Source organism: Bradyrhizobium sp. CSS354, from assembly GCF_029051725.1.
In the GTDB taxonomy this organism is placed as follows: domain Bacteria; phylum Pseudomonadota; class Alphaproteobacteria; order Rhizobiales; family Xanthobacteraceae; genus Bradyrhizobium.
Window position 1 is genome coordinate 228,585 of the sequence record NZ_JAACFU010000006.1, and the last position, 25,926, is coordinate 254,510.

Sequence of the window (25,926 nt, forward strand, 5' to 3'; positions counted from 1 at the left end):
ATCACGATGAGCACAGGCACGACGGGGACGGCCGGCACCTCCGAGTTCAAGCCGGCACTATGGACACCGGGCGACTGGAACGCGTTTTTCGGCTTCGGCACCAACATCCTCGTCAACATGCTGGTGCTCACGGGCCTGTTGCGCTTCGTGTTGAAGATGCCTGACAGTCTCGTGTTCGGCCGTATCCTGCCCGCGCTCGGGTTGATGATGTGTCTCTCCACCTTCTACTACGCATACCTCGCCTATCGGCTGGCGCAGAAGACCGGCCGCAACGACGTCTGTGCGCTGCCTTCGGGCGTCAGCGTGCCGCACATGTTCATTGTCACCTTCGTGATCATGCTGCCGATCACGATCAAGACCGGCGATCCGCTCAAGGGCTGGTCGGCGGGCCTGGTCTGGGTGTTCTTCCAGAGCTTCATCCTGATGATCGGCGGCTTCATCGCACCGTTCATTCGAAAGATCACGCCGCGCGCGGCGCTGCTTGGCACGCTCGCCGGCGTCTCCGTCACCTTCATCTCGATGCGGCCGGCGCTCGAAATGTACATGACGCCACAGATCGGCCTGGTCTGCTTCGCCATCATCCTGGTGAGCTGGTTCGGTGGCGTGAAATATTGGCGCGGTATTCCCGCCGGCCTCGTTGCGATCGCGGTCGGCATGGTCATCGCCTGGGGTTCGAACCTGTTCGGCCTCGGTCTCGGCGGGCTGAGTGTCAAGGGCGTCGGCGATGCCTTCGCAAACTTCGGCTTCTCGGTGCCGATCCCGGCGGTAGGCTATGTCTTCTCCGGTTTCGAATTCCTCGGAATCATCCTGGTCACCGCCATTCCGTTCGGCATCTATGATCTGGTCGAGGCCATGGACAATGTCGAGAGCGCGGAAGCGGCCGGCGACGAATATCCAACCACGCGCGTGCTCACCGCCGATGGCGTCGTCAGCCTGATCGGCTGCCTGATGGGAAATCCCTTCATCAACGCCGTCTATATCGGCCATCCCGGCTGGAAGGCGATGGGCGGGCGCATCGGTTACTCGGCCGCGACCGGCATCATGGTGGTCGTGCTGGCCTGGTTCGGCATCATCTCGGTGCTGCTGGCGCTTGTGCCGGTGGTCGCGATCTCGCCGATCCTGCTCTATATCGGCATGCTCATTGGCGCGCAGGCGTTCCAGACCACGCCGGTCAAGCACGCGCCCGCGATCGTGCTGGCGCTGACCCCGCATCTGGCGGCGTGGGCCAAGCTCCAGATCGACACGATGCTGGGCTCGACCATGAACGCGGCTGCGAGCGTCGGCGGAATGGCCGCCGACAAGGCCGACGCGGTCAAGGCTGCCGCGATCGCCGCGCTGCCGCAGCAGGGCGTGTTCTATCACGGACTCGAAGTGATGGGCGGCGGCTCCATCCTCGGCGGCCTGATCCTGGGTGCGATCGGCGTCTTCATCATCGAGCGTGACTTCGAGAAGGCCTCGGCGTTTGCGCTGGTTGGTGCGGTCCTGACCTACTTCGGCTTCATGCACGGCGAGGCCGTCGGCATCGGTGGCGGCTTTGGCGTCACGCCCGCGGTCGCGTTCGCCTATGCCGTGATGGCCGCCGGTCTGTTCGCGGCCAGCAAGCTCGGCGCGAGCGAGCCCTACATGCCGCATGCGGACATGCATGCGGCACCGGCGGAGTAGCTACCCGCCCTTGACGGCACCAGCGGTGAGCCCGGCGACGATCTGTCGCTGGGCGAACACCGTGAGCAGCAGCACCGGGAGGGTGACGATCAGAGCGGCGGCCGCGAGCGGCCCCCAGCTCAACTGGTCGAACGAGATCATGTTGTAGACAGCGACCGGCAGGGTCCGTGTCTCGCGTCCGGCCAACACGATGCCGAACACAAAATTGTTCCAGGAGAAGATCACGGCCAGGATGAAGGCGACCGCGATGCCGGGCTTGGCGATCGGCAGCGCGACATGGCGAAAGACCTGCCAGCGCGTAGCGCCGTCGATGAGGGCTGCTTCTTCCAGCTCCATCGGCGTCGTCTCGAAATAGCCGATCATGATCCAGATCACGATCGGCACCGTGACCACGAGGTGGATGATGATCTGCGGCACCAGCGTGCCGAGCAGCCCCAGCCACTGGAACATGAGAAACAGCGGGATCAGATAGGACAGGCCCGGCGTGATGCGGGCGATCAGGATCACGATCGCAGATTTGTGCGCGGCCATCCGGGCGATGCCGTAGCCGGCGGGGACACCGACGAGTAGCGCAAGCAACGTCGCGCTGCCGGTCACGATTAGGCTGTTGATGAAATAGGTCAGGAAGCGGTTGGAAGCGAGCACGTCGGCATAGTTTTTCCAGGCGACATGCTCGGGAATGAACACCGGCGGATAGGCGGCATTGTCGATCTCGAATTTGAGCGACACCGACAGCATCCAGAGGAAGAACAGGATTGCCGGGGACACGATGACGAACACCGAAAACCACAGGCCGATCTTGCCGATGATTTGCCTTGGAGTCATGTGTCGCTCGCGATCTCGGTCCACAGCATCCGCTGGCGCGCGTAGAGCATCACCGCCGCAAGCAGAACGATCAGCAGGAAGAACACGACCGCGATCGCCGAGCCGTAGCCGAGGTCGTAATAGGAGAAGGCGACGCTGTAGAGATAGATGTTGATCGTCTCCGACGCCGATCCCGGTCCGCCCTGGGTGATCGCGAAAATGATGTCGAAGCTCTTCACGGCGTCGATCATGCGGATCATGCCGGCGATGAACAGGAACGGCGTGATTAGCGGCAGGGTGATGTAGCGGAACACCTGCCAGATGCTGGCGCCATCGATCTGTGCACTTTCATAAGGCTCGGTTGGGATCGCAGCGAGGCCGCCGAGCACGATCAGCATGACCAGCGGCGTCCACTGCCAGGTCTCGACCAGCACCAGCGAGGGAATGACGGTCGCGGGATGGAATACCCAGAGCTGCGCTGGGATCCCAACCAGTGACAGCAGATAGTTCAGCACGCCGAGCTGCGGGTGGAACATCATGGTCCAGACCAGCGCGATCGCCACCGGCGTCGCCATCATCGGCATGATGAAAACGCCGCGCAGAAAGCCGCGGCCGGGGAATTTCTGGTGAAACACCACGGCCGCAAACGTGCCGAGCACGAGCGGCAGCAGCACGGACAGTATGGTGTAGACCAGTGTATGTTCGATCGCCTCGATGAAGCGGGGATCGCTCGTCAGCCGCAGATAATTGGAGAATCCAACGAAGGTGGTCGACGAGCCGACCTTCCACTCGTTCAGGCTCATCCAAATCGTGAAGACCCACGGAAAGATGATGATCGCGATCACGACGACCAGCGCCGGCACCACGAACGGCCAGTAGGACGGCGGCCGCAACTCCTTCTCCGGCGCGGCATCAGACTGTGCCGCGCCCGGAGTCGATTGTGTCAACCCACTCACGCCTTTTCGCTACGCTCCAGGATCGGCCGGTACTGATCGTTGGCCTTCTTCAGCTCGGCGGCAGGATCGGCGCCGGACAAGGTCGCAGTGACCGCGGCGCCGACGATGTCGCGGAATTCGGCGACCGGAATCACGACGGGCAGGCCCAGCTTGCTGATCTTGCCAGAATCGATCACCGACTGCAGCCACTCCTTGGTCTTGACGCCCTTCTGGACCTCGGGATCGCCAAGGATGGAGTTGCGGAACGGCACGCCGCCGCCGGCCTGTAGCAGCCGCGCTCCCTGGGTTTTCGAGACCACCCATTGGCAGAGCAGATAAGCGGCTTCCTTGTTCTTGCTCGCAGCGGCGATGCCGATGCCGTCGCCATAGGTCGAGGAATATTGTCCCTTGGGGCCGGCGGGTACGACGGTGTAGCCGACCTTGCCGACAACGCGCGAGGCGGCCGGATCTTCCAGCGGCGGCGCCCAGCCGACGCCATCGATCCACATCGCGGAGCGGCCTTGCGTGAACGAGGCCATCGACTCCATCCAGTTGAAGCCGGCGACGCCTGGAGGTGCCGATTTCGTCAGGAGCGTCTGATACAGCTTGGTCGCGGCAATGGCTTCCGGACCGTCGGTCAGGATGTTGCCCTTGGCGTCGAGGAATTCACCGCCATAGTTGAGGAAGAAGTTGCTCCACATCGCCATGTTGGCGTTGCGCAAGCCCCGCCCGACAAAGCCGTAGATGCCTTCCTTGGCATCGGTGAGCTTCTCGGCGGCCGCAGCCATCTCGTCGAGGGTCTTGGGGACGGCGACGCCCTTCTTCGCGAACAGCTCCTTGTTGTAATAGAGGATGAAATAATCGACCGACCACGGCAACGACAGCATCTGGCCCTTGTCGTTCCTGGCGTATTGCAGGCCCGCGGCCGAGAAGTCGCTCTCGACGAGATCGGGAGCGGTGAGCGCCGGGTCTTTCATGAAGGGCGTCAAGTCGGCGAGCCAGCCGGCCTTCTCGAACTGCCGCTTCTGCACGTGATAGCTGAGATGGACGACGTCGAAGCTCGGACGGCCCGAGGTGAACTCGATCACCACCTTCTGGCGCTGCTGCTGCTCGGGAATCTGCTCCGCTTCAACCTGGATGCCGGTGAGCTCGGTGAACTCCTTGACGTATTTTTGCAGGTTGTCGCCGCGGGGCCCCTTGGCGAGGATCACCTCAAGCTTGGTCCCGGCGTATTTCTTCCAGTTCACCTCGGCGCGCGCCGGCAATCCCGTCAGGCTGAGCGCGCCAGCTGCGGCAGTGCCGGTCAAAAGCGTACGACGCGAGATTTTGTGGTTGACCACTTTAGGTCCCTCCCTGTGACTCAATTTGGGCGGATACTAGCGGCCGTTCTGCGCCTGCCTAGCCCTAATCTGTGGAATTCAGGGGCGCACGGCCGGCGTCTCCATCGTCAGGCCATGCGCCCGCGACATCAGATAGAGTTCGAGCGCGACCAGCTCGGGCGCGCCGAAATCATAGGCCTGGGCGCGCACACCCGTCATGCAACTGCGTAGCCGGCGCTCCAGCGATCCCAGCGTCTGCCATTCCAGCCGATAAAGCGGATAGCCGGTCGGCTGTCCCTGCGTGATCGGCGCGCCGGCAAGTCGCTTGTTGAAATTGTCGTCGTGGCAATTAGTGCAGGCAAGGTTGAGCTGGCCCTCGCGCTGCATGAAGAGGTCGCGGCCCTGTTCGACGAATGGCTTCAGTTGCGGATCGTCGCCGGCCGTGATCGCGATGCCGCGCGATTGGTGCGCGACGAAGGCGGACAGCGCCAGTAAATCGCGGCTCTCGTAGGGGAGCGGCGTTGCCTGCTGATGATTGCTGCGGCACAAATTGATGCGTTGGTCGAGCGTGACCGGGCGCGCCAGCGCCTTGTCGAAGGCCGGATAGCGTGCGGCGACGCCTTTCATGCTGCCGCGTGCATCGCCATGGCAATCCGCACAGGCTTTATCGGCGCTGCCGGTCCTCTTCGTCCACAACGCCTCGCCGTCGAGCACGAACAGCATGCCGGGATTTGAGCTGTCGTCATCCTGCATCGCGCGCGTGTCGGGCCCCATGAACGAATAGCCGGAGCGGCGGGCGTCCGGCGGAATCTCGCCGGCGAGCAGGGCAGGGCCGGTGGCGAGGAGCGCCGCGACCGCTATCGCGCGCCAAAAACTCATTCGACCGTGATCGACGCCGATGCACTGGACGAATAGCCGTTGTCGCCGATCCATTCGAACTCGAACTTGCCGCTCTCCTTCGCGACCGTGAAGAACGACAGATAGGGATTGGCCGCGATCGCCGGAAAGAGATCGGCGCGAAAAATCTCGGTGCCGTTGTAGCGGCACGTAAAGCTCGTGATGATGTCGCGCGGCACCAGCGCGCCGTCCGCGGTATGGCGGAAGCCGGTCTCCATGATGTGCGAGGTCAAGGTGCGGATCTCGATGATTTCGCCGCGCCTGGCTTTCGCCGGAACGTTGATGAGCGCGGCCATCAATTCATCTCCTCGGTGCAGGCGGCCAGCGTCACGACGATTTCGGTCGTGACCTGCCAGAACGTGTCGTCGGAAAGACGCGCGATCGCCACCACCTTCTGGGTGTCGGCGAGCCGGATCCGGGTCGAGACCTGGGCGCGGCCAGAGGAGGGGCCGAGATGGAAGTTGCCGATGTTCGGCTGCGGGTTCTTCTCGTTGAAGACGTGTATGCTCTTGACGTAGTCGGCCGCCGTCATCGGGCTCGCGACGCTCACGGTCAGCGGCACCGTGTTGCCGTTCTCGACCAGCGGCGGAATGTCGAGCTTCACCTTGCCGGTGCGGACAGGTGCTTCGCCGACGACGTTGCGGATCGCGGCGCTGAGCATCGCCGGTGTCGCCTCGATCGGCCGCAGCGTGACGATCGGGATCGTCCCGGCGACCGTCGCGCTTCCGGCGAGATTTAGGAATTGTCGTCGCGTGGTCGGCATGAACAGTCCTAGTCCCGAAGCGTTGCAAGAAAAGCCACGATGTCCTCGATCTCGGCGGCGGACAAGATCGGTTTGCCGGCGAAATTGCGCCCGACCCGCACGAGGTGGCCGTTGCGATAATAGGATGGCATGATGGTTTCAGGGTTGAAGCGCGCTGCATCGATCAGTCGAAGCCGCAACTGGCTCACCGTCCAGCGGTTCCCTGCACCCGAGAGGTCAGGCGCGAGGTCGCCCTGGAACCGGGTCTCCGGGAAGGGACCGGAATGGCAGAGGATGCAGGTGGTGGTGCGCGCGAGCACGAGCGCGCGTCCGCGCGCGGCATCGCCGGGCGCGCCGGTGAGCGATTCCGCAATGCCGTCGCCGGCGATGTTGTAGGGCAGGAGCTCCTCGGCTCCCGCATGGCAGGCGAAGGCGACACTGGCGGCGATCAGCGCTGCGATATGGACCGATGTTCTAGCCAAAGGTGTCCGCCGTGATGGTTTGAAACCAGCGCTCGGCTTCAGCCGCCTCGCGGGCGCGCAATTCGCGCGGCGCATCGACCGGGCTGGTCGCGCCGCCCTCGACCTCGGCGAAGATGTCGCCCTTGGGCTGGTAATTGCCCGCGAGTGAAAAGCCGTAGCCGGGTGCGACGATGTTGTAGCAGACGCCTGTCAGTCGCTGCGTTTCTGGTGCGCGGCCGGCAAGGAGGTTCGCGATCGCGGCAGCACAGGCCTTGCCCTGTGCGCTTGCCGCGGATGCCGATTTGGGAATGCCCCCGCCGAGGCAGGCGTCGCCGATGACGTGGATGTTCTGGACAAGTTTCGATTCGAAGGTGACGGGATCGATTGGGCACCAGCCGGTCGCATCCGCAGCGCCCGCGACCTCAGCGATGTGTCCGGCACGCTGCGGCGGGATGACGTTGGCGACATCAGGCGTGTAGTTACCGAATTCGGTGACGATGGTCCTGGTCGCAGGCTCGACCGAGGTCACGCGGCCGCCTTGCGACAGCCCGATGCGTTCGATCATGTCCCCGTAAAGCTCCTTCCACGCGCTCTCGAACAGCCGCTGCTGGGAGAAATTGTCCTTGGCATCTAGGATCAAGACTTTCGAGCGCGGCTTGTTCGTTTTCAAGTAATGCGCGATCAGGCTGGCGCGCTCGTAAGGCGCCGGCGGACAGCGCGAGGGATTGGCGGGGATCGCAATGGCGACAGTGCCGCCGTCCGGCATGGCCTCCAGCTGCCGGCGCAGCAGCAGCGTCTGCGCGCCGGCCTTCCAGGCATGCGGCATCTTTTCTGATGCCACATCGTCATAGCCGGGCAGGGTCTCGAAATGGAAGTCGATGCCGGGAGACAGCACGAGACGATCATAGGGCAGCGCAACGCCATCGGCCGTCACGACGCTGCGGAGCTGCGGCTCGATTGTGGTTACGGCCTGGCTGATCACGGTGACGCCCTCGGCGGCGATGTTGTCATAGCCAAACTGCTGCGCTTCGATCTCGCGCAGGCCGGCAATCACCTCGTTGCTGAACGGGCAGGAGGTGAAGACCGCATTGGGTTCGATCAGGATGACTTGCAAGTTTACCTGCGCGCGCTTCAGCGCGCGGGCGCACGCCGCGCCGCCAAAGCCGCCGCCGACCACGACGACGCGGCCCGCCGATTGCGCCCGCAGGATCGAAGGGACGGCGAATGATGTGGCCGCGGCGGCGATGCCAAGGAGGGCATCCCGCCGTGTCACCGACGCATTCATGAGTCTTGTCCGGGAAGTGTGCCGCGGCGACCGTTACGGCCGCCGCGGCGTTTCTCAGGCGAAGGTGATGTTCTGGTCGCGCAACGGCACCGAACGGATGCGCTTGCCCGTCGCGGCGAAGTACGCATTGAGCACCGCCGGCGCCGCGACGCCGATGGTCGGCTCGCCGACGCCGCCCCAGAACCCGCCGCTCGGCACCATCACCGATTCGACCTTCGGCATCTCGTTGATGCGCATCGAATTGTAGGTATCGAAGTTGGTCTGCTCGATCTTGCCGTCCTTGACGGTGCAGCCGCCGTAGAACAGCGCGGAGAGGCCATAGACAAAGGACCCCGCGATCTGCCGCTCCACCTGCGCCGGATTGACGACGTAGCCGGGATCGGTGGAGGCGACGATACGATGCACCTTGATCTTGTTGCCGTCGGTCACCGAGATTTCGGCGGCGCCGGCGACATAGCTGCCATAGCCCATCACCTGCGCGATGCCGCGATAGATGCCCTTCGGCGCCGGGGTGCTCCAGCCGATCTTCTCGGCCACGGCGTTGAGCACCGCCAGATGCTTGGGGTGATTGCCCATCAGCTTGCGGCGGAATTCGAGCGGGTCCTGGCCTGCGGCCTGGGCCAGTTCGTCCATGAAGCATTCCATGTAGATCGCGTTGTGATTGACGTTGACGCCGCGCCAGAAGCCCGGCGGAACATGCGGGTTGCGCATCGCATGCTCGACCAGGAGGTTTGGCACGGAGTAACCGAACGCGGCTTCGCCGGACTGGGCGACGCCCTGGAATGCGGCCGGATCCATGCCGTTCTGCAGCGCTTCCGGGCGGAGCGAGAACAGGATCGATTGCCCGGACAGGCGGTAGTGCAGCGCGACCAGATTGTTGTCGGCATCGAATGCGCCGGTCATCTTGCACTGGGTGATCGGGTGATATCTGCCGTGCGCCATGTCCTCTTCGCGCGACCATAACAGCTTGATCGGCGTGCCCGGCATCTGCTTGGCGATCAGGACGGCCTGACGGACATAGTCGGTCTGGCCGCGCCGGCCGAAGCCGCCGCCCGGCATCACCTTGTGCACGTCGCACTTCTCCGCCGGCAGGCCCGACGCTTCCAAGGTGGCCGCGAAGGCCGCCTCGCCATTCTGCGTGCCGCACCAGACCTCGCACTTCTCCGCCGTGTAGACCGCCGTGGCGTTCATCGGCTCCATGGTGGCGTGGTTCTGGTAGGGATAGCTGTAGACCGCCTCGATCTTCTTGGCGGCACCGGCAATCGCCGCCTTCGCGTCGCCGTTCTTGTTGCCGACATAGGCCGGCTGCGCGTTGTCGAGACCCTCGGTCAGCCATTTCGCGATCGACTCGCTGGAGACCTTGGCGTTGTCGCCCTCGTCCCAGACGATCGGCAGCGCCTCCAGCGCGGTCTTGGCCTGCCACCAGGTGTCGGCAACGACCGCGACCGCGGTATCGCCGACCTTGACGACCTTCTTGACGCCCTTCATGCCGGTGATCTTGGCTTCGTCATAGCTCTTCAGCTTGCCGCCGAACACCGGGCAATCCTTGATCGCGGCGTTCAGCATGCCCGGCAGCTTGACGTCGATGCCGTAGATCATGGCGCCGGTGGTCTTCTCGGCGGTGTCCAGCCGCTTCACGCCCTTGCCGATCAGCTTCCAGTCCTTGGGATCCTTCAGCTTGACGTCGGCCGGCGGCGCAAGCTTGGCCGCGGCCTCGGCGACCTTGCCGTAGGTCGTGGTCTTGCCGGACGGCGTGTGGGTGATGACGCTGTTGGCGGCGGTGCATTCGGACGCCGGCACTTTCCACGCCTCGGCGGCGGCCTGGATCAGCATCACGCGTGCGGTGGCACCGCCCTTGCGGACATAGTCTTGCGAAGAGCGGATGCCGCGGCTGCCGCCGGTCGAGAAATCGCCCCAGACGCGCTTGCGGGCGACGCTCTGGCCCGGTGTCGGATATTCGGTCGAGACCTTCGACCAGTCGCATTCGAGTTCCTCGGCGACGAGCTGGGCGAGGCCGGTCAGCGAGCCCTGGCCCATTTCGGAGCGGGCGATGCGGATGACGACGGTGTCGTCGGGCCTGACCACGACCCAGGCGCCGATCTCGGGGGAGCCGTCGGCGGCGCGGACCACGGCGGGGCCACCGAAGGGGATATCGAGGCCGATTGCGAGACCCGCGCCGACCGCGGCGGTGCCGATGACGAAGGCACGGCGGTTCATCCTGGGAGAGACATGCTTGTTCATGTGGCGGCTCCTTACGCGCTTGCGATCGTGTGGATCGCTTCGCGCACCTGCTGGAAGGTGCCGCAGCGGCAGATATTGGTGATGGCCTCGTCGATGTCGGCGTCGGTCGGCTTCGGCTTCTCGCTCAGCAGCGCCGCGACCGCCATGATCATGCCGCTCTGGCAATAGCCGCATTGCGGAACATCCTGGGCAATCCAGGCTTCCTGCACCTTGTGCAGTGCGTTGCCGGAGGCGAGCCCTTCGATGGTCGTGATCTTCTTGCCTGCGGCCTCGCTGACCGAAACGCCGCAGGAGCGGGTGGCGACGCCGTCGATGTGAACGGTGCAGGCGCCGCATTGTGCAATGCCGCAGCCGTATTTCGTGCCGGTCAGGCCGGCATTCTCGCGGATTGCCCACAGCAGCGGCGTGTCCGGCTCGACGTCGAGCGTGAAGGTTTTTCCGTTGATTGTTAGGTTTGCCATCGCAGTCCCCTGATTGGCCCAATCCACCGATTGGACGCAGGGGCGCAATGTGTCCGGCAAATTGGAAAGGTTCAAATCAATAGTCCGAGGGGTAACCGCCGGAGATTCCCCCCTGGGCGGCTCGCGGCACGGGTTGGGGCGACGTCTACCGGCTCCCGCGCCGTCGCGCCCCTGGAACCGAGAGCGACAGTTTGTCCCTTTTGCCGGGGTGCAAGTCGACGATGCTCTGCTACAGTGGAATCAGCCAAAAAGAGGTTCCATGAACGTACCGCAGCCTTGCAAAGTCCTGATGCTCTATCCGCTGTTCTCGGCAGAGTCCTTCTGGAGCTTTGGCGAATCCTGCAAAGTGTTGGGCGTGAAGCGGCCCGCGGCCCCTTTGGGGCTGATCACGGTTGCCGCGATGTTGCCCGAGAGCTGGACGGTCCGGCTGATCGATTGCAACACGGAATCCTTCAGCGAAGAGGATCTTTCCTGGGCCGACGTCGTCTTCACCGGCGGAATGATGCCGCAGCAGGCCGACACGCTGCGCCTGATCGAAATTTGCCGTGCCGCGGGCAAGCCGGTGGTCGTCGGCGGTCCCGATCCCACCTCGAGCCCCCACATCTATGAGAGGGCCGACTTCCAGGTGCTCGGCGAGGCCGAAAGCGTTCTCCACGAATTCGTCGCGGCCTGGGACAGTGGCGCACGATCCGGCGTCTTCATCGCGCCGAAATTCCAGGCCGACGTCACCAAGACGCCGGTGCCGCGTTTCGACCTGCTGAAGTTCGAGGACTACCTTTATCTCGGCGTGCAGTATTCCCGCGGCTGCCCGTTCACCTGCGAATTCTGCGACATCATCGAGCTCTATGGCCGGGTGCCGCGAACCAAGACGAATGAGCAAATGCTGGTCGAGCTCGACAGGCTCTACGCCATGGGCTACCGCGGCCATCTCGACTTCGTCGACGACAACTTCATCGGCAACAAGAAGTCGCTGCGGCTGTTCCTGCCGCAGCTTGCCGAATGGCAGCGTGCTCACGGCTATCCCTTCGAATTGTCGACGGAAGCCTCGGTCAATCTGGCCGACGATCCCGAGCTATTGGACCTGATGGGCCAGGCGAATTTCTTCGCCATCTTCGTCGGCATTGAAAGTCCGGATCCGGCGACGCTTGTCGCGATGCGGAAGAAGCAGAACACGCGGCGCAACATCGCCGAGAGCATCCACAAGATCTACGCCGCGGGCATGCTCGTCACCGCGGGTTTCATCGTCGGCTTCGACAATGAGAAGCTCTCGATGGCGGATGCCATGATCGACTTCATCGAAGAGGCGGCGATCCCGGTCAGCATGGTCGGCCTGCTCTATGCCTTGCCGAACACGCAGCTGACGCGCCGCCTGGAGCGCGAAGGCCGGTTGCATCCGGGCCACGATTTGGCGCCGACCATCGGCGCCGATCAGTGCACCGCCGGGATCAACTTCGATCCGGTGCGCCCGCTGCGCGACATCCTGACGGACTACAAGCGCGTGCTGGAGCACATCTACAGCCCGGAGGCCTATGCAAGGCGCATCGACCGTCTGATGACGCTGCTCGACCGCTCTCGCCAGCGCCAGGAGCTCGCGGAAGGCGATATCCGCGCCCGGATCGGCGCGATGGAAACGGTGCACAAGGTGGTCACAGCCCTTCCCGAGGCGCGCGGTCCGCTGTGGCAGACCTTCATGAACTGCGCCAAGCGCGACACCACATCGGCGCGGATTGCCGTGCAGATGATCGCGGCCTATGCGCATCTCGGGCCGTTCTCGCGCAAGGTCATCGCTGCCATCGATGAGCGTCTCGCCGCACTCGACGAGGAGACCGTCATTCCGGTCGCGGCTGTCGAGGTGCCGGCGGCCCGACATCTGGCCTGACGGTCTACTTCACCGCCAGCCGCAAAAAGCTCATCACACTGCCGAGCGCGGCAAAGCCCGCGCCAAGTGCCAATGCCACGACTGCGCCATCGTGACCGGCCAGCGAGAAGCAGAGGGCGGCGAGCGCCGCCCCCATCGTCTGCCCCGTCAGGCGCGCGGTGGCGACGATGCCCGAGGCGCTGCCGCTGCGATGTGGCGGCGCGCTCGACATCACCGCCTTCATGTTCGGCGCCTGGAAGAAGCCGAACCCCATACCGCAGATCACCATCCGCCAGATGATGTCGGGAATCGCAGGATTGGCCGGCAGCATCGCGAGCAGCGCCATGCCAAGGCCGAGCAGCACGAGCCCGATGCCGCCCAGTAACCCTACTGCATGCCGGTCAGAGAGGCGTCCGGCGATAGGCGCCATGATGCCAACCACCAGCGGCCACGGCGTCATGAAGAAGCCGGTCTCGACCTGCGAACGCCCCAGCACGTCCTCGAAATAGAACGGCAGCGAGACGAAGGCGAGGCCCTGCACCGCGAACGAGCACACCGCGGTCGCCGCCGACAGCGCGAACATCGGTCGACTGAACAGGTCGATCGGCAGCATCGGCGCCGGATGGTCGGCGTGGCGGCGCGTCAGGATGAAGCCGAGCACCAAGGCCGTGACCAGCTCGATGCCCACGACCACCGGTGAGAGATTATGCGCAGCACTGCCGATGCCCGTGATGAACAAGCCGAGACAGGCCGATGCGAGGGCCGCGCCGAGAAAGTCAAAGCCGTGATCGGCGCGCGGCGTCTTTGGCAGCATCGCAAATCCGATGCCGATCGCGACGAGACCGAACGGGATGTTGACGGCGAACAGCCATGGCCACGGGCCGACCGCGAGGATGGCGGAGGCGATCGAGGGACCGAAGGTGAAGGCGGTCGCGACCACCAGCGCATTGTGGCCGAAGCCGCGGCCGAGCATCCGGCCAGGATAGACGAAACGTACCAGCGCCGTGTTGACGCTCATGATGCCGCTCGCACCCAGCCCTTGCAGCGTGCGCGCAACCAGCAGGCTCTCCAGCGACCAGGCCACCGCGCAGAACAGCGAGGCGATGGTGAACAGGATCAGGCCACCGAGATAGATGCGCTGGTGCCCGACGATCTCGCCGAGCGCCCCCAACGGCAGCAGCGTCGCCACCAGCGCGATCTGGTAGACGTTGACCACCCAGACCGATTGCTCCGGGCTGACATGCAGGTCGCCGGCAATGGCGGGCAGCGCGATGTTGGCGATCGCGGTGTCGAGCGAGGCCATCGCCAGCGCGGTGAAGATCGCGGCAATGGCCCACCGCCGCTGTGCGGCCGGAAGGCCATCGGAAATGGTGTGGTCGGGCTCGCGCGCGCCGGCGGGTAACGTGATTGTCATTTCGTTCGCGCGTTGCTCCGGCGGCCGGCTCCAAGGGACTTGGCATGTACTACGGCGCGGCCGCCTTCCACAGGCATATGCTTGCATGCAGTGTATGCGCGAAGGCTGGGCGATGATTCCGGGCGCCGGCGTATGATCACGCGAACTGATGCAATGTCAGGGGAGCGCCATGCACATCGTCGTTTTGCCCGGTGACGGCATCGGGCCCGAGATCACGACCGCGACATCAGGCGTGCTGCGCGCGGCCTCCGAACGCTTCCAGCTCAATCTGCGACTGGAGGAGCACGCAGTCGGCCATGCGAGTCTCAAGCAATTTGGTACGACGGTGCGTCCCGAGCTGCTGGAGATCGTCCGCGCCGCCGACGGGCTGATCCTCGGGCCGACCGCGACCTTCGACTTCAAGGACGAGGCCCATGGCGAGATCAATCCCTCGCGGCATTTTCGCAAGAACCTCGATCTCTACGCCAATGTCAGACCCGCACGCACCTATGCGGGGCTGTCCGGCCGGGTTGGCGGTTTCGACCTCGTCGTGGTGCGCGAGAACACGGAAGGGTTTTACGCCGACCGCAACATGGAGCAGGGCAATGGCGAGATGCTGGTCACATCGGATGTCGTGATCTCGCTGCGTCGGATCACGCGTCATTGCTGCGAGCGCATCGCGCATGCGGCGTGCCGGCTGGCGATGAAGCGGCGCAAGCATCTCACCATCGTGCACAAGGCCAATGTGCTCAAGCTCGGCGACGGCATGTTCCTCGAGATCTGCCGCGCGGCGGCGAAAGACTATCCTGGCCTCGCCGTCGACGACATCCTCGTCGACGCCATGATGGCGCATGTGGTGCGCAACCCCGACCGCTTCGACGTCATCGTCGCCACCAACATGTTCGGCGATATCCTGTCCGATCTCACCGCCGAGCTCTCCGGCAGCCTCGGCCTCGGCGGCTCGCTCAATGTCGGTCACAGCCACGCCATGGCGCAGGCCGCGCACGGCTCGGCGCCCGACATCGCAGGCCAGGACGTTGCCAATCCGGTCTCCCTGATCCTGTCGACGGCCCTGCTGCTCGGATGGCACGGCGAGAACAGCGGCGCGGTGCGGTACGAGGAAGCCGCACGTGCGATCGAGGCGGCGGTGGCGAAAGCGATCGGCGAGGGCAGGGCGACGCGCGACGTCGGCGGCAAGCTCGGCACGATCGCGGCGGGGGCGGCGATCGCGGAGATCTTGCAGGCCGGGTGAGTGGTCATGTGCATGTTTTTTTTTAAGGGCTCAAAGCAAAAAACGCGAAAACAACCCCATGCACAGTAGAAGGCCCCTTGATTAATAAGGGATTTCCGAAACGCGCAGCGATGACATTCGCGGCGGCCCTGACGTTGACGCGTCGGGCAAAACACTGGCAGGATGCCAGGATTGCACCGATCGGCAAAAGACCATCGGGTGCTTCCGATGAAGGAGCGATGTGCGCTTCCTGTGGTGAAGCAGATCTAGGCGTGCAGCTCCGGCATTCCGCTTTCAAAGTGCTAAATTTTTTTTCTTTTATCGCTGAATTTACTCGATGCATTTGCAGAGGTGTATTGCCATGAAGATGTCTGTGCCGATTTTGTGGGCAACCGTGATCCTCACAGCGACTGCCGCCTTGGCGCAGAATGGGCTTCCGGCTTGGGCGTTCTTGTGGGACCCGACCGTCAAGGTGCCCCCGGCTGACGACAAGCCCAATCAACTCGCCGGCAGTAGTGCCGCATTCAGCTGGAAGCAGGCGCGCGACCTTTTCTTTGCGCCCGATTGGCATCCGGATGACCATCCAGCCATGCCGGAGATCGTTGCCAACGGACGAAAGCCGGATGTCCGCGCTTGCGGATCCTGCCATCGCGTCGAGGGCACCGGCGGTCCTGAAAATGCGAGTCTCGCGGGCCTGCCGGAGAGCTATCTCGTTCAGCAGCTCGCTGATTTCAAAAGCGGCGCGCGAAAGATGTCGGGACCGGAGAGGCCTGCCACACAATTGATGATGGCGTCAGTCAAAGCCATGACCGACGCCGAGGCGCGCGCTGCGGCAGCGTATTTCTCTGCGCAGAAGCCCAAGCAGATCATCAAGGTCGTCGAAAGCGAAAGCATTCCAAAGACAGGGCCATCCCGCTTGTTCTACGTCAAAAGCCCGGAGGGCGGCTCCGAAATCCTCGGCCCGCGCATCGTCGAGGTACCGGACGATGTGGATCAGTTCGAGCTTCGAGACTCCCGGGCGAGCTTCACAGCCTATGTGCCGGTTGGAAGCCTGGCGAGGGGAGAAACACTCGCCAAGACGGGTGGATCGGGAATCACCGTTGCCTGCGGTAGCTGCCACGGTCCGGAGTTGAAAGGCGTCGGTGATATTCCGCCAATTGCCGGGCGCTCGCCGACCTACATCGTGCGCCAGCTGCATGAATTCCAAAGCGGGGGGCGCGTGGCAAGCGCAAGCTCCCTGATGCAACAGACTGTCGAAAAGCTGTCGCAAAACGACATGATCGCGCTGGCTGCCTACGTGGCGTCGCTCTCGCCATGATCCGAGCCGCTGCTGCGGGGGATGACGTCGCTCGTTGGCCCTTATCGTCGGTTGGCGTAGGGCATCGGCAGGTCCGGAGTCTGGCTCGAGCAGAAGTCATCGCCTCCGGTGCAGACTTCCGCCTCTGACCCGACCCGGTCATCAGTTCGCTTGGACCAACGTAGAACAATGGCTGTTCTCAGCCGGGGTGTATGAGATTGGATTGGTAATGAAATGACGAGAATTCCTGACTTTGGTTGCTGTGGCGTCTGCGTTGCCTCTGGCAGCGCGAGCACAGCAAGCAAAGCGAGTGCCCCGAATTGGCCTTCTCCTCCCTCCACCGCGGAATCTGGAAGTCGACGCATTCATCAAGGGGCTCAGCGATCTCGGTTGGGTTAACGGCATGAACGTTCATGTCGAATATCGCGACACCGGTGGCGACGACGGCAGGCTGCCGGCGCTTGCGAATGAACTCGTCGCTCTTGATGTTGACGTTCTCGTCACAGCCACATTTCCCGGGATTCTTGCCGCTCACAACGCAACGACAAGAATTCCGACCGTGATGATCGTGGGCCCCGATCTGGTGACCATAGGGCTTGCAGCCAGCATGGCTCATCCTGGCGGCAACATCACGGGACAGACCTTTTTCCTGACGGAACTAGCTGCAAAGCGCTTGGAGATCCTCGCAGGCTTGGCTCCCTCGACCAGACGCGTAGGGGGGCTCATGCAGCGAGGAAATCCACTGAACAACGCTATCATGAGCACCATGAGGAACGCAGCGCAGGCATTGAAGATGGAGCTACTACCTATCGAGGTCGACGTCCCCGGCGATCTCGAAAGCGCGCTGTCACTCGTCGGTTCTAATTCTATGGACGGCCTCGTGATCACGGACGCAAACGCGTTTGTCACCAACACGTCCATGGTGGCCGCGATTGTGGACAAGTGCCGCGTGCCATCGGTTGCCGCACCCATCGTCGCCTCCCGGGGGGGCGGCCCTGATGGGTTACGGTGTCGATTTCACCGCAATGTTCCGCCACGCCGCTGTTTTCGTCGACAAGATATTGAAGGGTGCCAGCCCCGCGGAGATTCCCATCGAGCAGCCGACGCAGTTCAAGACCGTCATCAACCACAAGACCGCAAAGGCGCTCGGCGTGGAGATACCTCGTCGTTGCTGGTGCGCGCGGACGACGTGATCGAATAACAGCGGCGATCTCTGCAGCAGCCTCGGCCTCGGCGGCTCGCTCAATGTCGGTAACAGCCACGCCATGCGCAGGCCGCGCATGGCTCGGCGAAGTCCGCTCCTACGTTTGTGAGCCGGCTATTCCGCCGCCTCAAGAAACTGGCACGGCTTCACAGCAGAAGAGTCAAGAACTCATAGGCGATCACGGTAATACCGAGACAGCGCCGCCAGGGGTTCACGCCGCGGACAATCTCGTCGGCGGCCCAGATGATGAGCCCGCCCTTTACCACGATTGTCAAACCGACGCTGACTTTGCCCGCGGAAGGCCAGATCCAAAGCAGCACGCCGGCAACGATCACGATCCACAGTACAAGGTTGGGCCACTGAGCGATCGTGATGGCACCGGTTTCGCGGTTGCGGAAGAACCACTGCAAAAATCGCCGCACGATCACCTAGTCGAGCTCGACCTCTCCCTCTTCACGCCCCTTCCAATAGGTTACGCGGTTGGCTTTCACCTTGATCAGCACGATGCCTGGCGTATCGACGCCCTCATCGAACCACTTGTCGAGATCACTCGTCCAATGCTGTTGGAAAGTCTTCTTATCCCGGATCAGTTCGGCAGTGCCTTCAACGGCAACGTAGATCCCCTGCGAAAGAAGGCCCGCTTCTGATGAATATCCGAGCGCTACTTTCGGATTGCGTTGAATATCCGATACGGCCCGAGCCTTTTCATAGCTGAAGTAGTACGACGTGCCGTCATAGGCGACGTCCCCATTGTTGCTCATGGGACGGTTGGCGATCTCGCCATTCTCGGTGTGGGTCGAAAGAATGGCAATGTCGATGCCGGCCATTTCATTCGCGATTTCGGCGAGTGATTTCTTGGACATGAATTTTCCTCCAGTGACGCTGGAGCAACGTAGGGATCAGGCCCATGGTTCCTTGAAAGGGAGGGCGGGATGCGTACCCGTGCACTTTCATCCCTCCGATCGCTTGTCAGTTAGAAAGGGCGAGAGGCTGAGCGCACGCCCCTAAAACTGATACCTCCGCAACCCCCCATCCACCGGGATCACCGTGCCCGTGATGTACCGCGCCACGGGTGACGCCAGAAACACCGCGAGCGCGGCGAGGTCTTCCGGCTCGCCCCAATAGCCGACGGGAATCTCTTCTTCCGCGAACCGCTCGCGATAATCAGGCGCGTAGTTGCGGCGGATCTGTTCGCTCATGATGCGGCCGGGCGGGATGCAGTTGATGGTGATGCCGTGCTGGCCGATCTCGCGCGACAGGCCCTTGGCCCAGGCGTGCACGGCGGCTTTGGCGGCAAAGGCAGCGTTGAGGCCTTCGGGTTCGGACTTGCCGGTGATGTTGACGATGCGGCCCCATTTGCGTTCGATCATCTGCGGCAGCAGCGCATGCGCGATGCGGCGGTAGCTGGTGAAATTCAGCGCGATCGCCTCGTCCCATTGGCTGTCGGGCGCATCGACCGGCAGCGGGCGACTGCCGCCGGCATTGTTGATGAGAATGTCGACATGGCCGAGCTCGCTCACGGCGAAGGCCGAAATGTTCTCCGCCGCGTCCTTGGCCATCACGTCCTGCTCGAACGGGGTGATCAGGCCGGAGCCGACTTCCGTCACCAGCTCGGCGAGCAGGTCGGTGCGCCGTGCCACGCCGACGACGCGCACGCCTTCGGCAGCCAAGCCCTTGGCGATGGCGCGGCCAATGCCGACGCTCGCTCCGGTGACGACGGCGGTTTTCGATTTGAGCCCGAGGTCCATGGTCACACGCTCTCTTGTTAGCTTTTCGCTTCTTGCTGTTCGTTTCCTGCCCCGTCCGCCCGGCTTGCGAATTGCCTGAGCGGGACGAGCAGTGGTAACCAAGAGCAACGGTGAAGGAAACACGAAAAAGAAAAGGCGTCGGCAATGGTCTGGGACCCGCAGCAATATCTAAAGTTCTCCGGTCACCGGCTTCGGCCCGCCATCGATCTGTTGATGCGGATTCCGGATTTCGCCCCGCGTGCGGTCGCCGATCTCGGCGCCGGCGCCGGCAACGTCACCAAGCTGATTAAGGAGCGTTGGCCGGACGCGACGGTGACCGGTGTCGAGGGCTCGGCCGAGATGGTTGCCGCCGGCCGCAAGGCGGCGCCGGACGTGGAATGGTCCCACGAGGACCTCGGCCACTGGCGCCCGACGAAACAATATGACGTGGTCTATTCCAATGCCGCGCTGCACTGGCTGCCCAATCATGCGGCACTGTTTCCATCTATCATGGAGAAGGTAACGCCCGGCGGAATGCTTGCTGTGCAGATGCCGCGCAACTTTCTGGCGCCCTCGCATGTGCTGATCGGCGAGACCGCGCTGGACGGTCCCTGGCGGTCCAAGGTGGAGCATCTCGTCACGCCGCCGCCGGTCGAGGGGCCGGCCTATTATCACGGTCTTCTTGCTCCGATGTCTGCCAATATCGACATCTGGGAGACGGAATATCTGCAGGTGCTGGAAGGCGAGAATCCCGTGAAGGAGTGGACCAAGGGCACCTGGCTGACGCGCTATCTCGACATCTTGCAGGGCGACGAGAAGGCCGCGTTCGAAGCCGCCTATGGGATGCGGGTCGCGAAAGCCTATCCGAAGAACGCCGCGGGACAGACGCTGTTTCCGTTCCGGCGTCTGTTCATGGTCGCCCAGCGCAGCGGCTGATCGCACTGCCGCAATGCGACATAAGCGCTCGCTTCCGGGAACGGCAGCGGGTGCCGGGTTGCGCAAGATAGCTTGGCTGCGGCAAATTGGGCTTAGGTCTAGTTGTTCGGGTCGCGGATTGCTGCCACTACTGAAACCGGAAAACAAAAAAGACCCGGTTTTAGAGGTTGTTGGGAGGTACCTTCATGCGCAAGCTGCTTCTTGCGGTCGCCGCCGCAGCACTTTTCGTGGCGCCTGCCTTGTCTCCTGTCTTGTCACCCGTCTTGGCCCAGGCCCAGAGCCCCATCGTCATCAAATTCAGCCACGTCGTCGCCAACGACACTCCCAAGGGCAAGGGCGCGCTGAAGTTCAAGGAGCTCGCGGAGAAGTACACCGACGGCAAGGTCAAGATTGAAATCTACCCGAACTCCACGCTGTACAAGGACAAGGAGGAGATCGAGGCGCTGCAGCTCGGCTCGGTGCAGATGCTCGCGCCCTCGACCGCCAAGTTCGCACCGCTCGGTATCAAGGAATTCGAGGCGCTCGACCTGCCCTGGCTGTTCAAGGACGACCAGACCTATTCCAACGCGATGAAGGGCAAGATTGGCAAGTGGCTGTTCGAGAAGCTCGAGACCAAGGGCATCACCGGGCTCGCTTATTGGGACAACGGCTTCCACATGCTCTCCGCCAACCGTGCCCTGATGAAGCCGACCGATTTCCAGGGGCTCAAATTCCGCATCTCCGGATCGAAGGTCGCCGACCAATATCTGCGGATCGTGGGCTCGATCCCCCAGATCATGGCGTTTTCCGAAGTCTACCAGGCCTTGCAGACGGGCGTGGTCGACGGCTGCGAGAACACCGCGTCCAACTACCTGACGCAGAAGTTTTACGAGGTGCAGAAGGACATCACCGTGTCCTATCACGCGCACCTGCAATATGCCGTCATCGTCAATTCGAAATTCTGGTCCGGCCTGCCGCCCGATATCCGCGCCCAGCTCGAGAAGGCGATGAACGAGGCGACCGACTACACCAACCAGATCGCGCACCAGGAAAACGAGGATGCGCTGGCCGAGATCAAGAAGACGGGCAAGACCACGCTGCATTATCTGACTGACGCCGATCGCAAGGCGTGGCAGGAAGCAATGCAGCCGACCTACAAATGGGCAAAGGGGCGGGTCGGGCAGGAAGTGCTCGATCTCGTCGCCAAGGAACTCGACGTCAAGATGAACTGACGCCGGCGCGCTTTGAGAACAACCATGAACGGTCGGGAGTGATCGCACTCCCGGCCGTTGCTCTTGAATGATGAGCCAAGCTGAGGGGACCAAATTGCTGCGTGCATTGAATCGTGTGCTCAATCATATCGAGGAATGGCTGATCGCGACGATGATCGCGGCCGCGACGTCGCTCATCTTCGTTGCCGTGCTGCACCGATATGGCGCCGGACTGTCTATCGACATCGCCAAATGGGCAGAGGCGCGCAACCTGGCCTTCCTGTCCGTCCCCGCGCGAGCCGCGTTCGTCTGGCTTGCCGCTCTCGACCTGTCCTGGGCGCAGGAACTCTGCATCTACATGTTCATCTGGATGGCGAAGTTCGGTGCGGCCTACGGGGTTCGCACCGGCATCCATGTCGGCGTCGACGTCCTGGTCAATGTCCTCCCCGGCGGATCGCGCCGCCGCGTCATCACGTTCGGCCTGATGTGCGGCGCCCTTTTCACCGCGATCGTTTGCTATTTCGGGGCCGCGTTCGTCGGCCAGATGTGGCAGACTGGCCAGCAATCCAACGATCTCGAAGCGCCGATGTGGCTGGTGTATCTCACCATCCCGCTCGGCTCTGGGCTGATGTGCTTCCGCTTCCTGCAGGTTGCCTGGTCGTTCTATCACACCGGCGAGCTGCCGCATCACGACGTGGCCGGCGTCGAGGGCGTGGAAGTTGACCCGGTCCATCCGGCTCCGGTCACGCGCAGTCAGGTCATCCGCGACGAACGCAGCCCGCTCGGCTGGGTCCTGATGTTGTTGCCGGTCCTGATCGTGGCCGTGTGCTTCGCCCACTCCGCGCACGTGATCACGCTGCCGCAGGGCCTGCGTGTCGCCGTGGTTTTCGGCCTTCTGCTGTCGTTGATGCTCACAGGCATGCCGATCTCGATCGCGCTCGGCCTGACCGTGCTCAGCTTCATGTTCACGCTGACCGACGTGCGAACGGAATCGGTGGCGCTGAAGCTGTTCACCGGCATCGAGAGCTTCGAGATCATGGCGATCCCGTTCTTCATCCTTGCCGGCAACTTCCTGACCCATGGCGGCGTGGCACGCCGGATGATCGCGTTCGCGACTTCGCTGGTCGGGCATTGGTACGGCGGCCTCGCGCTCTCGGGCGTGGTCGCCTGCGCGCTGTTCGCCGCGATTTCCGGCTCGTCGCCAGCCACCGTGGTGGCGATCGGATCGGTGATCCTGCCCGCGATGGTCGCGCAGGGATTCCCGAAGAGGTTCGGGGCGGGCGTAATCACGACCTCGGGCTCGCTGGGAATTCTCATTCCACCCTCGATTCCGATGGTGCTTTTTGCCGTCTCTACCAACACCTCCGTCGGCAAGCTGTTCATCGCCGGCATCGTGCCGGGGCTCGTGCTCGCCATGCTGCTCGGCGCCACGACGTTCTATCGGGCCTGGCGTAACGACTATCCGAGGATGCCGAAAGCAACCTTCTACGAACGCTTCGATGCGTTCCGCAAGTCGATCTGGGGTATCCTGCTGATCGTGATCGTGATCGGCGGCATCTACAGTGGCCTGTTCACACCGACCGAAGCCGCTGCCGTCAGTGCGGTGTACGCCTTCATCGTCGCAGTGTTCATCTACAAGGATCTGAAGCTGCGAGACGTGCCGCGCGTGCTGCTGTCGTCGGCAAATCTTTCGGCGATGCTGCTCTACATCATCACCAACGCAGTCTTGTTCTCGTTCCTGATGACCTACGAGAACGTGCCGCAAGCGCTGGCGCAATGGATGATCGACCAGGGCCTCGGCTGGATTGGATTCTTGCTCCTCGTCAATCTCCTGCTGCTGGTGGCGGGCAACGTGATGGAGCCGTCCTCGATCATCCTGATCATGGCGCCAATCCTGTTTCCGGTTGCGATCAAGCTCGGCATCGATCCGATCCATTTCGGCATCCTGATGACGGTCAACATGGAGGTCGGGCTCTGCCATCCGCCGGTCGGCCTCAATCTCTACGTCGCCTCGGGCATTGCCAAGATGGGCATCACCGAGCTCACGGTCGCGGTGTGGCCATGGCTCCTGACCATGCTGGCATTCCTCGTGGTCGTGACATATTGGCCGGGCCTGTCGCTGTGGTTGCCGAGGCTGCTGGGGATGTAACTGCGAACACGCTGCTTCTCTCCACCTGTGGGCGCGGGGCTACGCATTGCTGCCTCCTCCCGCCATGGCAATCGGCCGCGAGATGCGGTTAGATGCCGCGCGACAGGCGGGAAGGAGATCGAGATGATGGACACGTCCAGCAACGAGCCGAAGGGCGCAACCCCGTCCGTCATCGCGCAGCAAAAGGCGATGTTGAAAGCGTTGCCGTTTTCCGACACGCGGGATTTCGACGACGCCGCGCGCGGCTTTCTCGGCACCATCGAGAACGCGGAGATCACAAATCCGCAAGGGCGGACGGTCTGGAGCCTCGAGCCCTACGGCTTTCTCGCCGCCGAGCAGGCGCCGGCCACGGTCAATCCGAGCCTGTGGCGCCAGTCGCGGCTCAACATGCAGCACGGCCTGTTCGAGGTCGTGCCCGGAATCTACCAGGTGCGTGGGCTCGACATCGCCAACATGACGCTGATCGAAGGCGATAGTGGCGTCATCGTCGTCGACACCCTGACCTCGATCGAGGGCGCGCGCGCCGCGCTCGATCTCTACTACAAGCATCGCGGCCAGCGACCGGTCGCGGCCGTGATCTTCACCCATACCCACACCGACCATTGGGGCGGCGCGCGCGGCGTGCTGGAGGAGAATGCACTCGCGACCGGCCGCGTGCCGATCATCGCGCCGAACTTGTTCATGGAGCATGCCGTCTCCGAGAACATCATCGCGGGACCTGCGATGCTGCGCCGGGCGCAGTACCAGTTCGGGCCGCTCCTCGCCAAGGGTGCGCGCGGGCAGGTCGATTGCGGCCTCGGCAAGTCGATGGCGGCAGGATCAGTTGCGCTGCTGCGGCCGACCGATTTGATCATGGCGACCGGCGACCGGCGCGTGATCGACGGCGTCGAGTTCGAATTCCAGATGGCGCCGAACAGCGAAGCGCCGGCGGAGATGCATTTCTTCATCCCGCGTTACAAGCTGTTGAACCTGGCCGAGAACTGCACCCACAATTTCCACAATCTGCTACCGTTCCGCGGCGCCGACGTGCGCGACGCGCTGGCCTGGTCGAAATATCTGGGCGAGGCCCTGCAGCTCTGGGACGGCAAGGCGGAGGCGATGTGCGGCCAGCATCACTGGCCGGTGTGGGGACGCGAACGCATCGGCACCATGATCCGGCAGCAGCGCGATCTCTATAAATTCGCGCATGACCAGACCATCCGCCTGATGAATCATGGCCTCACCGCGGCCGAGATCGCCGAAACGATCCAGCTGCCCAGGAGCCTGGAGGGCGCCTGGCACGGCCGCGGCTATTACGGCCACATCCGGCACAATGTGAAGGCGATCTATCAAAAGTATCTGGGCTGGTACGACGCCAATCCGGTCAATCTCGACCCGCTGCCGCCGGTGGAGTCGGGCAAGAAATATGTCGAGTACATGGGTGGCGCCGGCGCCATCCTCGCGCGGGCGCGGGTCGATTTCGAAAAGGGCGAATTCCGCTTCGTGGCGCAGGCGCTCGGCCATCTCGTCTTTGCCGAGCCGGACAATCAGGCGGCGCGTGCGTTGCTGGCGGATACGCTGGAGCAGCTCGGCTACGCCGCTGAAAGCGCGACCTGGCGCAATGCCTATCTGTTCGGCGCGCAGGAATTGCGCCAGGGCATGCCGAAGGTGCCGGCACGCCCGCCGATGCCGCGCGAGACGCTGGCGGCGTTGCGCACCTCACAGCTCTGGGACGTGCTCGGCATCCGCCTCAATGGACCGAAGGCGGAAGGAAAGCACATCGTGCTGAACTGGAGCTTTTCCGACACCGGCGAGACCTTCGTGCTCAATCTGGAGAACTGCGCGCTCACCTACACAGCGGTCATGCAGGCGGACAATGCAGATGCCAGCTTCACGCTCGCGCGGTCGACGCTCGATGAGGTGATCGCAAAACTGACCAGCTTCCCGGAGGCAGTGGCTGCCGGCAAGGTCAAGTTCGCCGGCAACCCGATGCGCCTCGCCGAGCTGATGGGCCTGATGGACGAATTCCCGCGCATGTTCGAGATCGTCGAGCCGAAGCGGGCGGTGGTGAGATAGATAGCCGCCACCGCCCTCTCACGGTCATCGTCCGGCTTGACCGGACGATCCAGTACGCCGCGGCGGGAGTTGCGTCAGC

General features: G+C 63.2%; 23 protein-coding genes and 2 pseudogenes. 11 read left to right on the forward strand and 14 right to left on the reverse strand.

Features of this window, described 5'->3' with window-relative positions; translation table 11 throughout:
• The first annotated feature begins 6 nt into the window (after positions 1 to 6).
• On the forward strand, positions 7 to 1,662 hold the full coding sequence (locus tag GWG67_RS16755) for a regulator (protein WP_275170381.1): 1,656 nt from the start codon (positions 7 to 9) through the stop codon (positions 1,660 to 1,662).
• Here GWG67_RS16755 and GWG67_RS16760 read toward each other — a convergent pair whose 3' ends face one another.
• The 10 genes from GWG67_RS16760 to GWG67_RS16805 all read right to left on the reverse strand — a co-directional run bounded on the left by GWG67_RS16760 (position 1,663) and on the right by GWG67_RS16805 (position 10,807).
• Entirely contained in the window at positions 1,663 to 2,487 is an 825-nt protein-coding gene (locus tag GWG67_RS16760; RefSeq protein WP_275170382.1) for a carbohydrate ABC transporter permease, read from the reverse strand. It abuts the gene before it with no gap.
• Entirely contained in the window at positions 2,484 to 3,422 is a 939-nt protein-coding gene (locus tag GWG67_RS16765; RefSeq protein WP_275170383.1) for a carbohydrate ABC transporter permease, read from the reverse strand. Before GWG67_RS16765 ends, GWG67_RS16760 begins: the two co-directional genes overlap by 4 nt.
• Complete coding sequence (locus GWG67_RS16770) at positions 3,419 to 4,741, reverse strand: ABC transporter substrate-binding protein (RefSeq protein WP_275170384.1); 1,323 nt, start codon at positions 4,739 to 4,741, stop codon at positions 3,419 to 3,421. Before GWG67_RS16770 ends, GWG67_RS16765 begins: the two co-directional genes overlap by 4 nt.
• A 78-nt stretch (positions 4,742 to 4,819) precedes the next feature.
• On the reverse strand, positions 4,820 to 5,599 hold the full coding sequence (gene soxA / locus GWG67_RS16775; RefSeq protein ID WP_275170385.1) for a sulfur oxidation c-type cytochrome SoxA: 780 nt from the start codon (positions 5,597 to 5,599) through the stop codon (positions 4,820 to 4,822).
• The gene (gene soxZ, locus GWG67_RS16780) at positions 5,596 to 5,913 is read right to left on the reverse strand and encodes a thiosulfate oxidation carrier complex protein SoxZ (protein WP_106942743.1); all 318 of its coding nucleotides are present in this window, start codon (positions 5,911 to 5,913) and stop codon (positions 5,596 to 5,598) included. Before soxZ ends, soxA begins: the two co-directional genes overlap by 4 nt.
• On the reverse strand, positions 5,913 to 6,380 hold the full coding sequence (locus GWG67_RS16785) for a SoxY-related AACIE arm protein (RefSeq protein WP_275170386.1): 468 nt from the start codon (positions 6,378 to 6,380) through the stop codon (positions 5,913 to 5,915). The genes soxZ and GWG67_RS16785 overlap by 1 nt, the downstream gene beginning before the upstream one ends.
• Positions 6,381 to 6,388: 8 nt before the next feature.
• Complete coding sequence (soxX, locus tag GWG67_RS16790; protein WP_275170387.1) at positions 6,389 to 6,841, reverse strand: sulfur oxidation c-type cytochrome SoxX; 453 nt, start codon at positions 6,839 to 6,841, stop codon at positions 6,389 to 6,391.
• Entirely contained in the window at positions 6,834 to 8,105 is a 1,272-nt protein-coding gene (locus tag GWG67_RS16795; protein ID WP_275170388.1) for an NAD(P)/FAD-dependent oxidoreductase, read from the reverse strand. The genes soxX and GWG67_RS16795 overlap by 8 nt, the downstream gene beginning before the upstream one ends.
• A 54-nt stretch (positions 8,106 to 8,159) precedes the next feature.
• A complete protein-coding gene (locus GWG67_RS16800) occupies positions 8,160 to 10,346 on the reverse strand; it encodes a molybdopterin cofactor-binding domain-containing protein (protein WP_275170389.1) in 2,187 nt (728 codons plus the stop codon).
• Positions 10,347 to 10,357: 11 nt separating this feature from the next.
• Entirely contained in the window at positions 10,358 to 10,807 is a 450-nt protein-coding gene (locus tag GWG67_RS16805; RefSeq protein WP_247360071.1) for a (2Fe-2S)-binding protein, read from the reverse strand.
• 259 nt (positions 10,808 to 11,066) lie between these two features.
• On the opposite strand from GWG67_RS16805, the gene GWG67_RS16810 reads away from it, so the two are divergent.
• Entirely contained in the window at positions 11,067 to 12,686 is a 1,620-nt protein-coding gene (locus GWG67_RS16810) for a B12-binding domain-containing radical SAM protein (RefSeq protein WP_275170390.1), read from the forward strand.
• Positions 12,687 to 12,690: 4 nt separating this feature from the next.
• Here the strand turns inward: GWG67_RS16810 and GWG67_RS16815 are convergent, their stop codons facing one another.
• Complete coding sequence (locus GWG67_RS16815; protein ID WP_275170391.1) at positions 12,691 to 14,079, reverse strand: MFS transporter; 1,389 nt, start codon at positions 14,077 to 14,079, stop codon at positions 12,691 to 12,693.
• A gap of 169 nt (positions 14,080 to 14,248) precedes the next feature.
• Here GWG67_RS16815 and GWG67_RS16820 point away from each other — a divergent pair, with 169 nt between their 5' ends.
• The 4 genes and pseudogenes from GWG67_RS16820 (at position 14,249) to GWG67_RS16835 (ending at position 17,779) form a co-directional block, all read left to right on the forward strand.
• On the forward strand, positions 14,249 to 15,310 hold the full coding sequence (locus GWG67_RS16820) for an isocitrate/isopropylmalate dehydrogenase family protein (RefSeq protein ID WP_275170392.1): 1,062 nt from the start codon (positions 14,249 to 14,251) through the stop codon (positions 15,308 to 15,310).
• A 397-nt stretch (positions 15,311 to 15,707) separates the two neighbouring features.
• Positions 15,708 to 16,607: a c-type cytochrome gene (locus GWG67_RS16825; RefSeq protein WP_275170393.1), complete on the forward strand. Its 900-nt coding sequence runs from the start codon at positions 15,708 to 15,710 to the stop codon at positions 16,605 to 16,607.
• A gap of 289 nt (positions 16,608 to 16,896) precedes the next feature.
• Positions 16,897 to 17,541, forward strand: a pseudogene (locus GWG67_RS16830) (ABC transporter substrate-binding protein); the annotation flags it as partial.
• Positions 17,542 to 17,611: 70 nt separating this feature from the next.
• On the forward strand, positions 17,612 to 17,779 hold the full coding sequence (locus GWG67_RS16835) for an ABC transporter substrate binding protein (protein ID WP_275170676.1): 168 nt from the start codon (positions 17,612 to 17,614) through the stop codon (positions 17,777 to 17,779).
• A gap of 157 nt (positions 17,780 to 17,936) precedes the next feature.
• Here GWG67_RS16835 and GWG67_RS16840 read toward each other — a convergent pair whose 3' ends face one another.
• The 3 genes from GWG67_RS16840 to GWG67_RS16850 form a co-directional block, all read right to left on the reverse strand.
• On the reverse strand, positions 17,937 to 18,212 hold the full coding sequence (locus tag GWG67_RS16840) for a hypothetical protein (RefSeq protein WP_275170678.1): 276 nt from the start codon (positions 18,210 to 18,212) through the stop codon (positions 17,937 to 17,939).
• Between the two features lie 6 nt (positions 18,213 to 18,218).
• Positions 18,219 to 18,653 carry a pyridoxamine 5'-phosphate oxidase family protein gene (locus tag GWG67_RS16845; protein ID WP_275170394.1) on the reverse strand — a complete coding sequence of 145 codons (435 nt, stop codon included), beginning with the start codon at positions 18,651 to 18,653 and terminating at the stop codon, positions 18,219 to 18,221.
• A 141-nt stretch (positions 18,654 to 18,794) separates the two neighbouring features.
• On the reverse strand, positions 18,795 to 19,538 hold the full coding sequence (locus GWG67_RS16850; protein ID WP_275170679.1) for an SDR family NAD(P)-dependent oxidoreductase: 744 nt from the start codon (positions 19,536 to 19,538) through the stop codon (positions 18,795 to 18,797).
• A gap of 144 nt (positions 19,539 to 19,682) precedes the next feature.
• Between GWG67_RS16850 and GWG67_RS16855 the strand changes: the two genes are divergently transcribed.
• From GWG67_RS16855 to GWG67_RS16870, 5 genes and pseudogenes are all read left to right on the forward strand, one after another.
• Entirely contained in the window at positions 19,683 to 20,453 is a 771-nt protein-coding gene (locus GWG67_RS16855; protein ID WP_275170395.1) for a methyltransferase domain-containing protein, read from the forward strand.
• Between the two features lie 185 nt (positions 20,454 to 20,638).
• Complete coding sequence (locus GWG67_RS16860; protein ID WP_275170396.1) at positions 20,639 to 21,664, forward strand: DctP family TRAP transporter solute-binding subunit; 1,026 nt, start codon at positions 20,639 to 20,641, stop codon at positions 21,662 to 21,664.
• Positions 21,665 to 21,815: 151 nt separating this feature from the next.
• Positions 21,816 to 22,289, forward strand: a pseudogene (locus GWG67_RS38960) (TRAP transporter small permease); the annotation flags it as partial.
• 222 nt (positions 22,290 to 22,511) lie between these two features.
• Positions 22,512 to 23,792: a TRAP transporter large permease subunit gene (locus GWG67_RS38965; RefSeq protein ID WP_342761046.1), complete on the forward strand. Its 1,281-nt coding sequence runs from the start codon at positions 22,512 to 22,514 to the stop codon at positions 23,790 to 23,792.
• Between the two features lie 123 nt (positions 23,793 to 23,915).
• A complete protein-coding gene (locus GWG67_RS16870; RefSeq protein WP_275170398.1) occupies positions 23,916 to 25,847 on the forward strand; it encodes an alkyl/aryl-sulfatase in 1,932 nt (643 codons plus the stop codon).
• Positions 25,848 to 25,926: the final 79 nt, after the last annotated feature.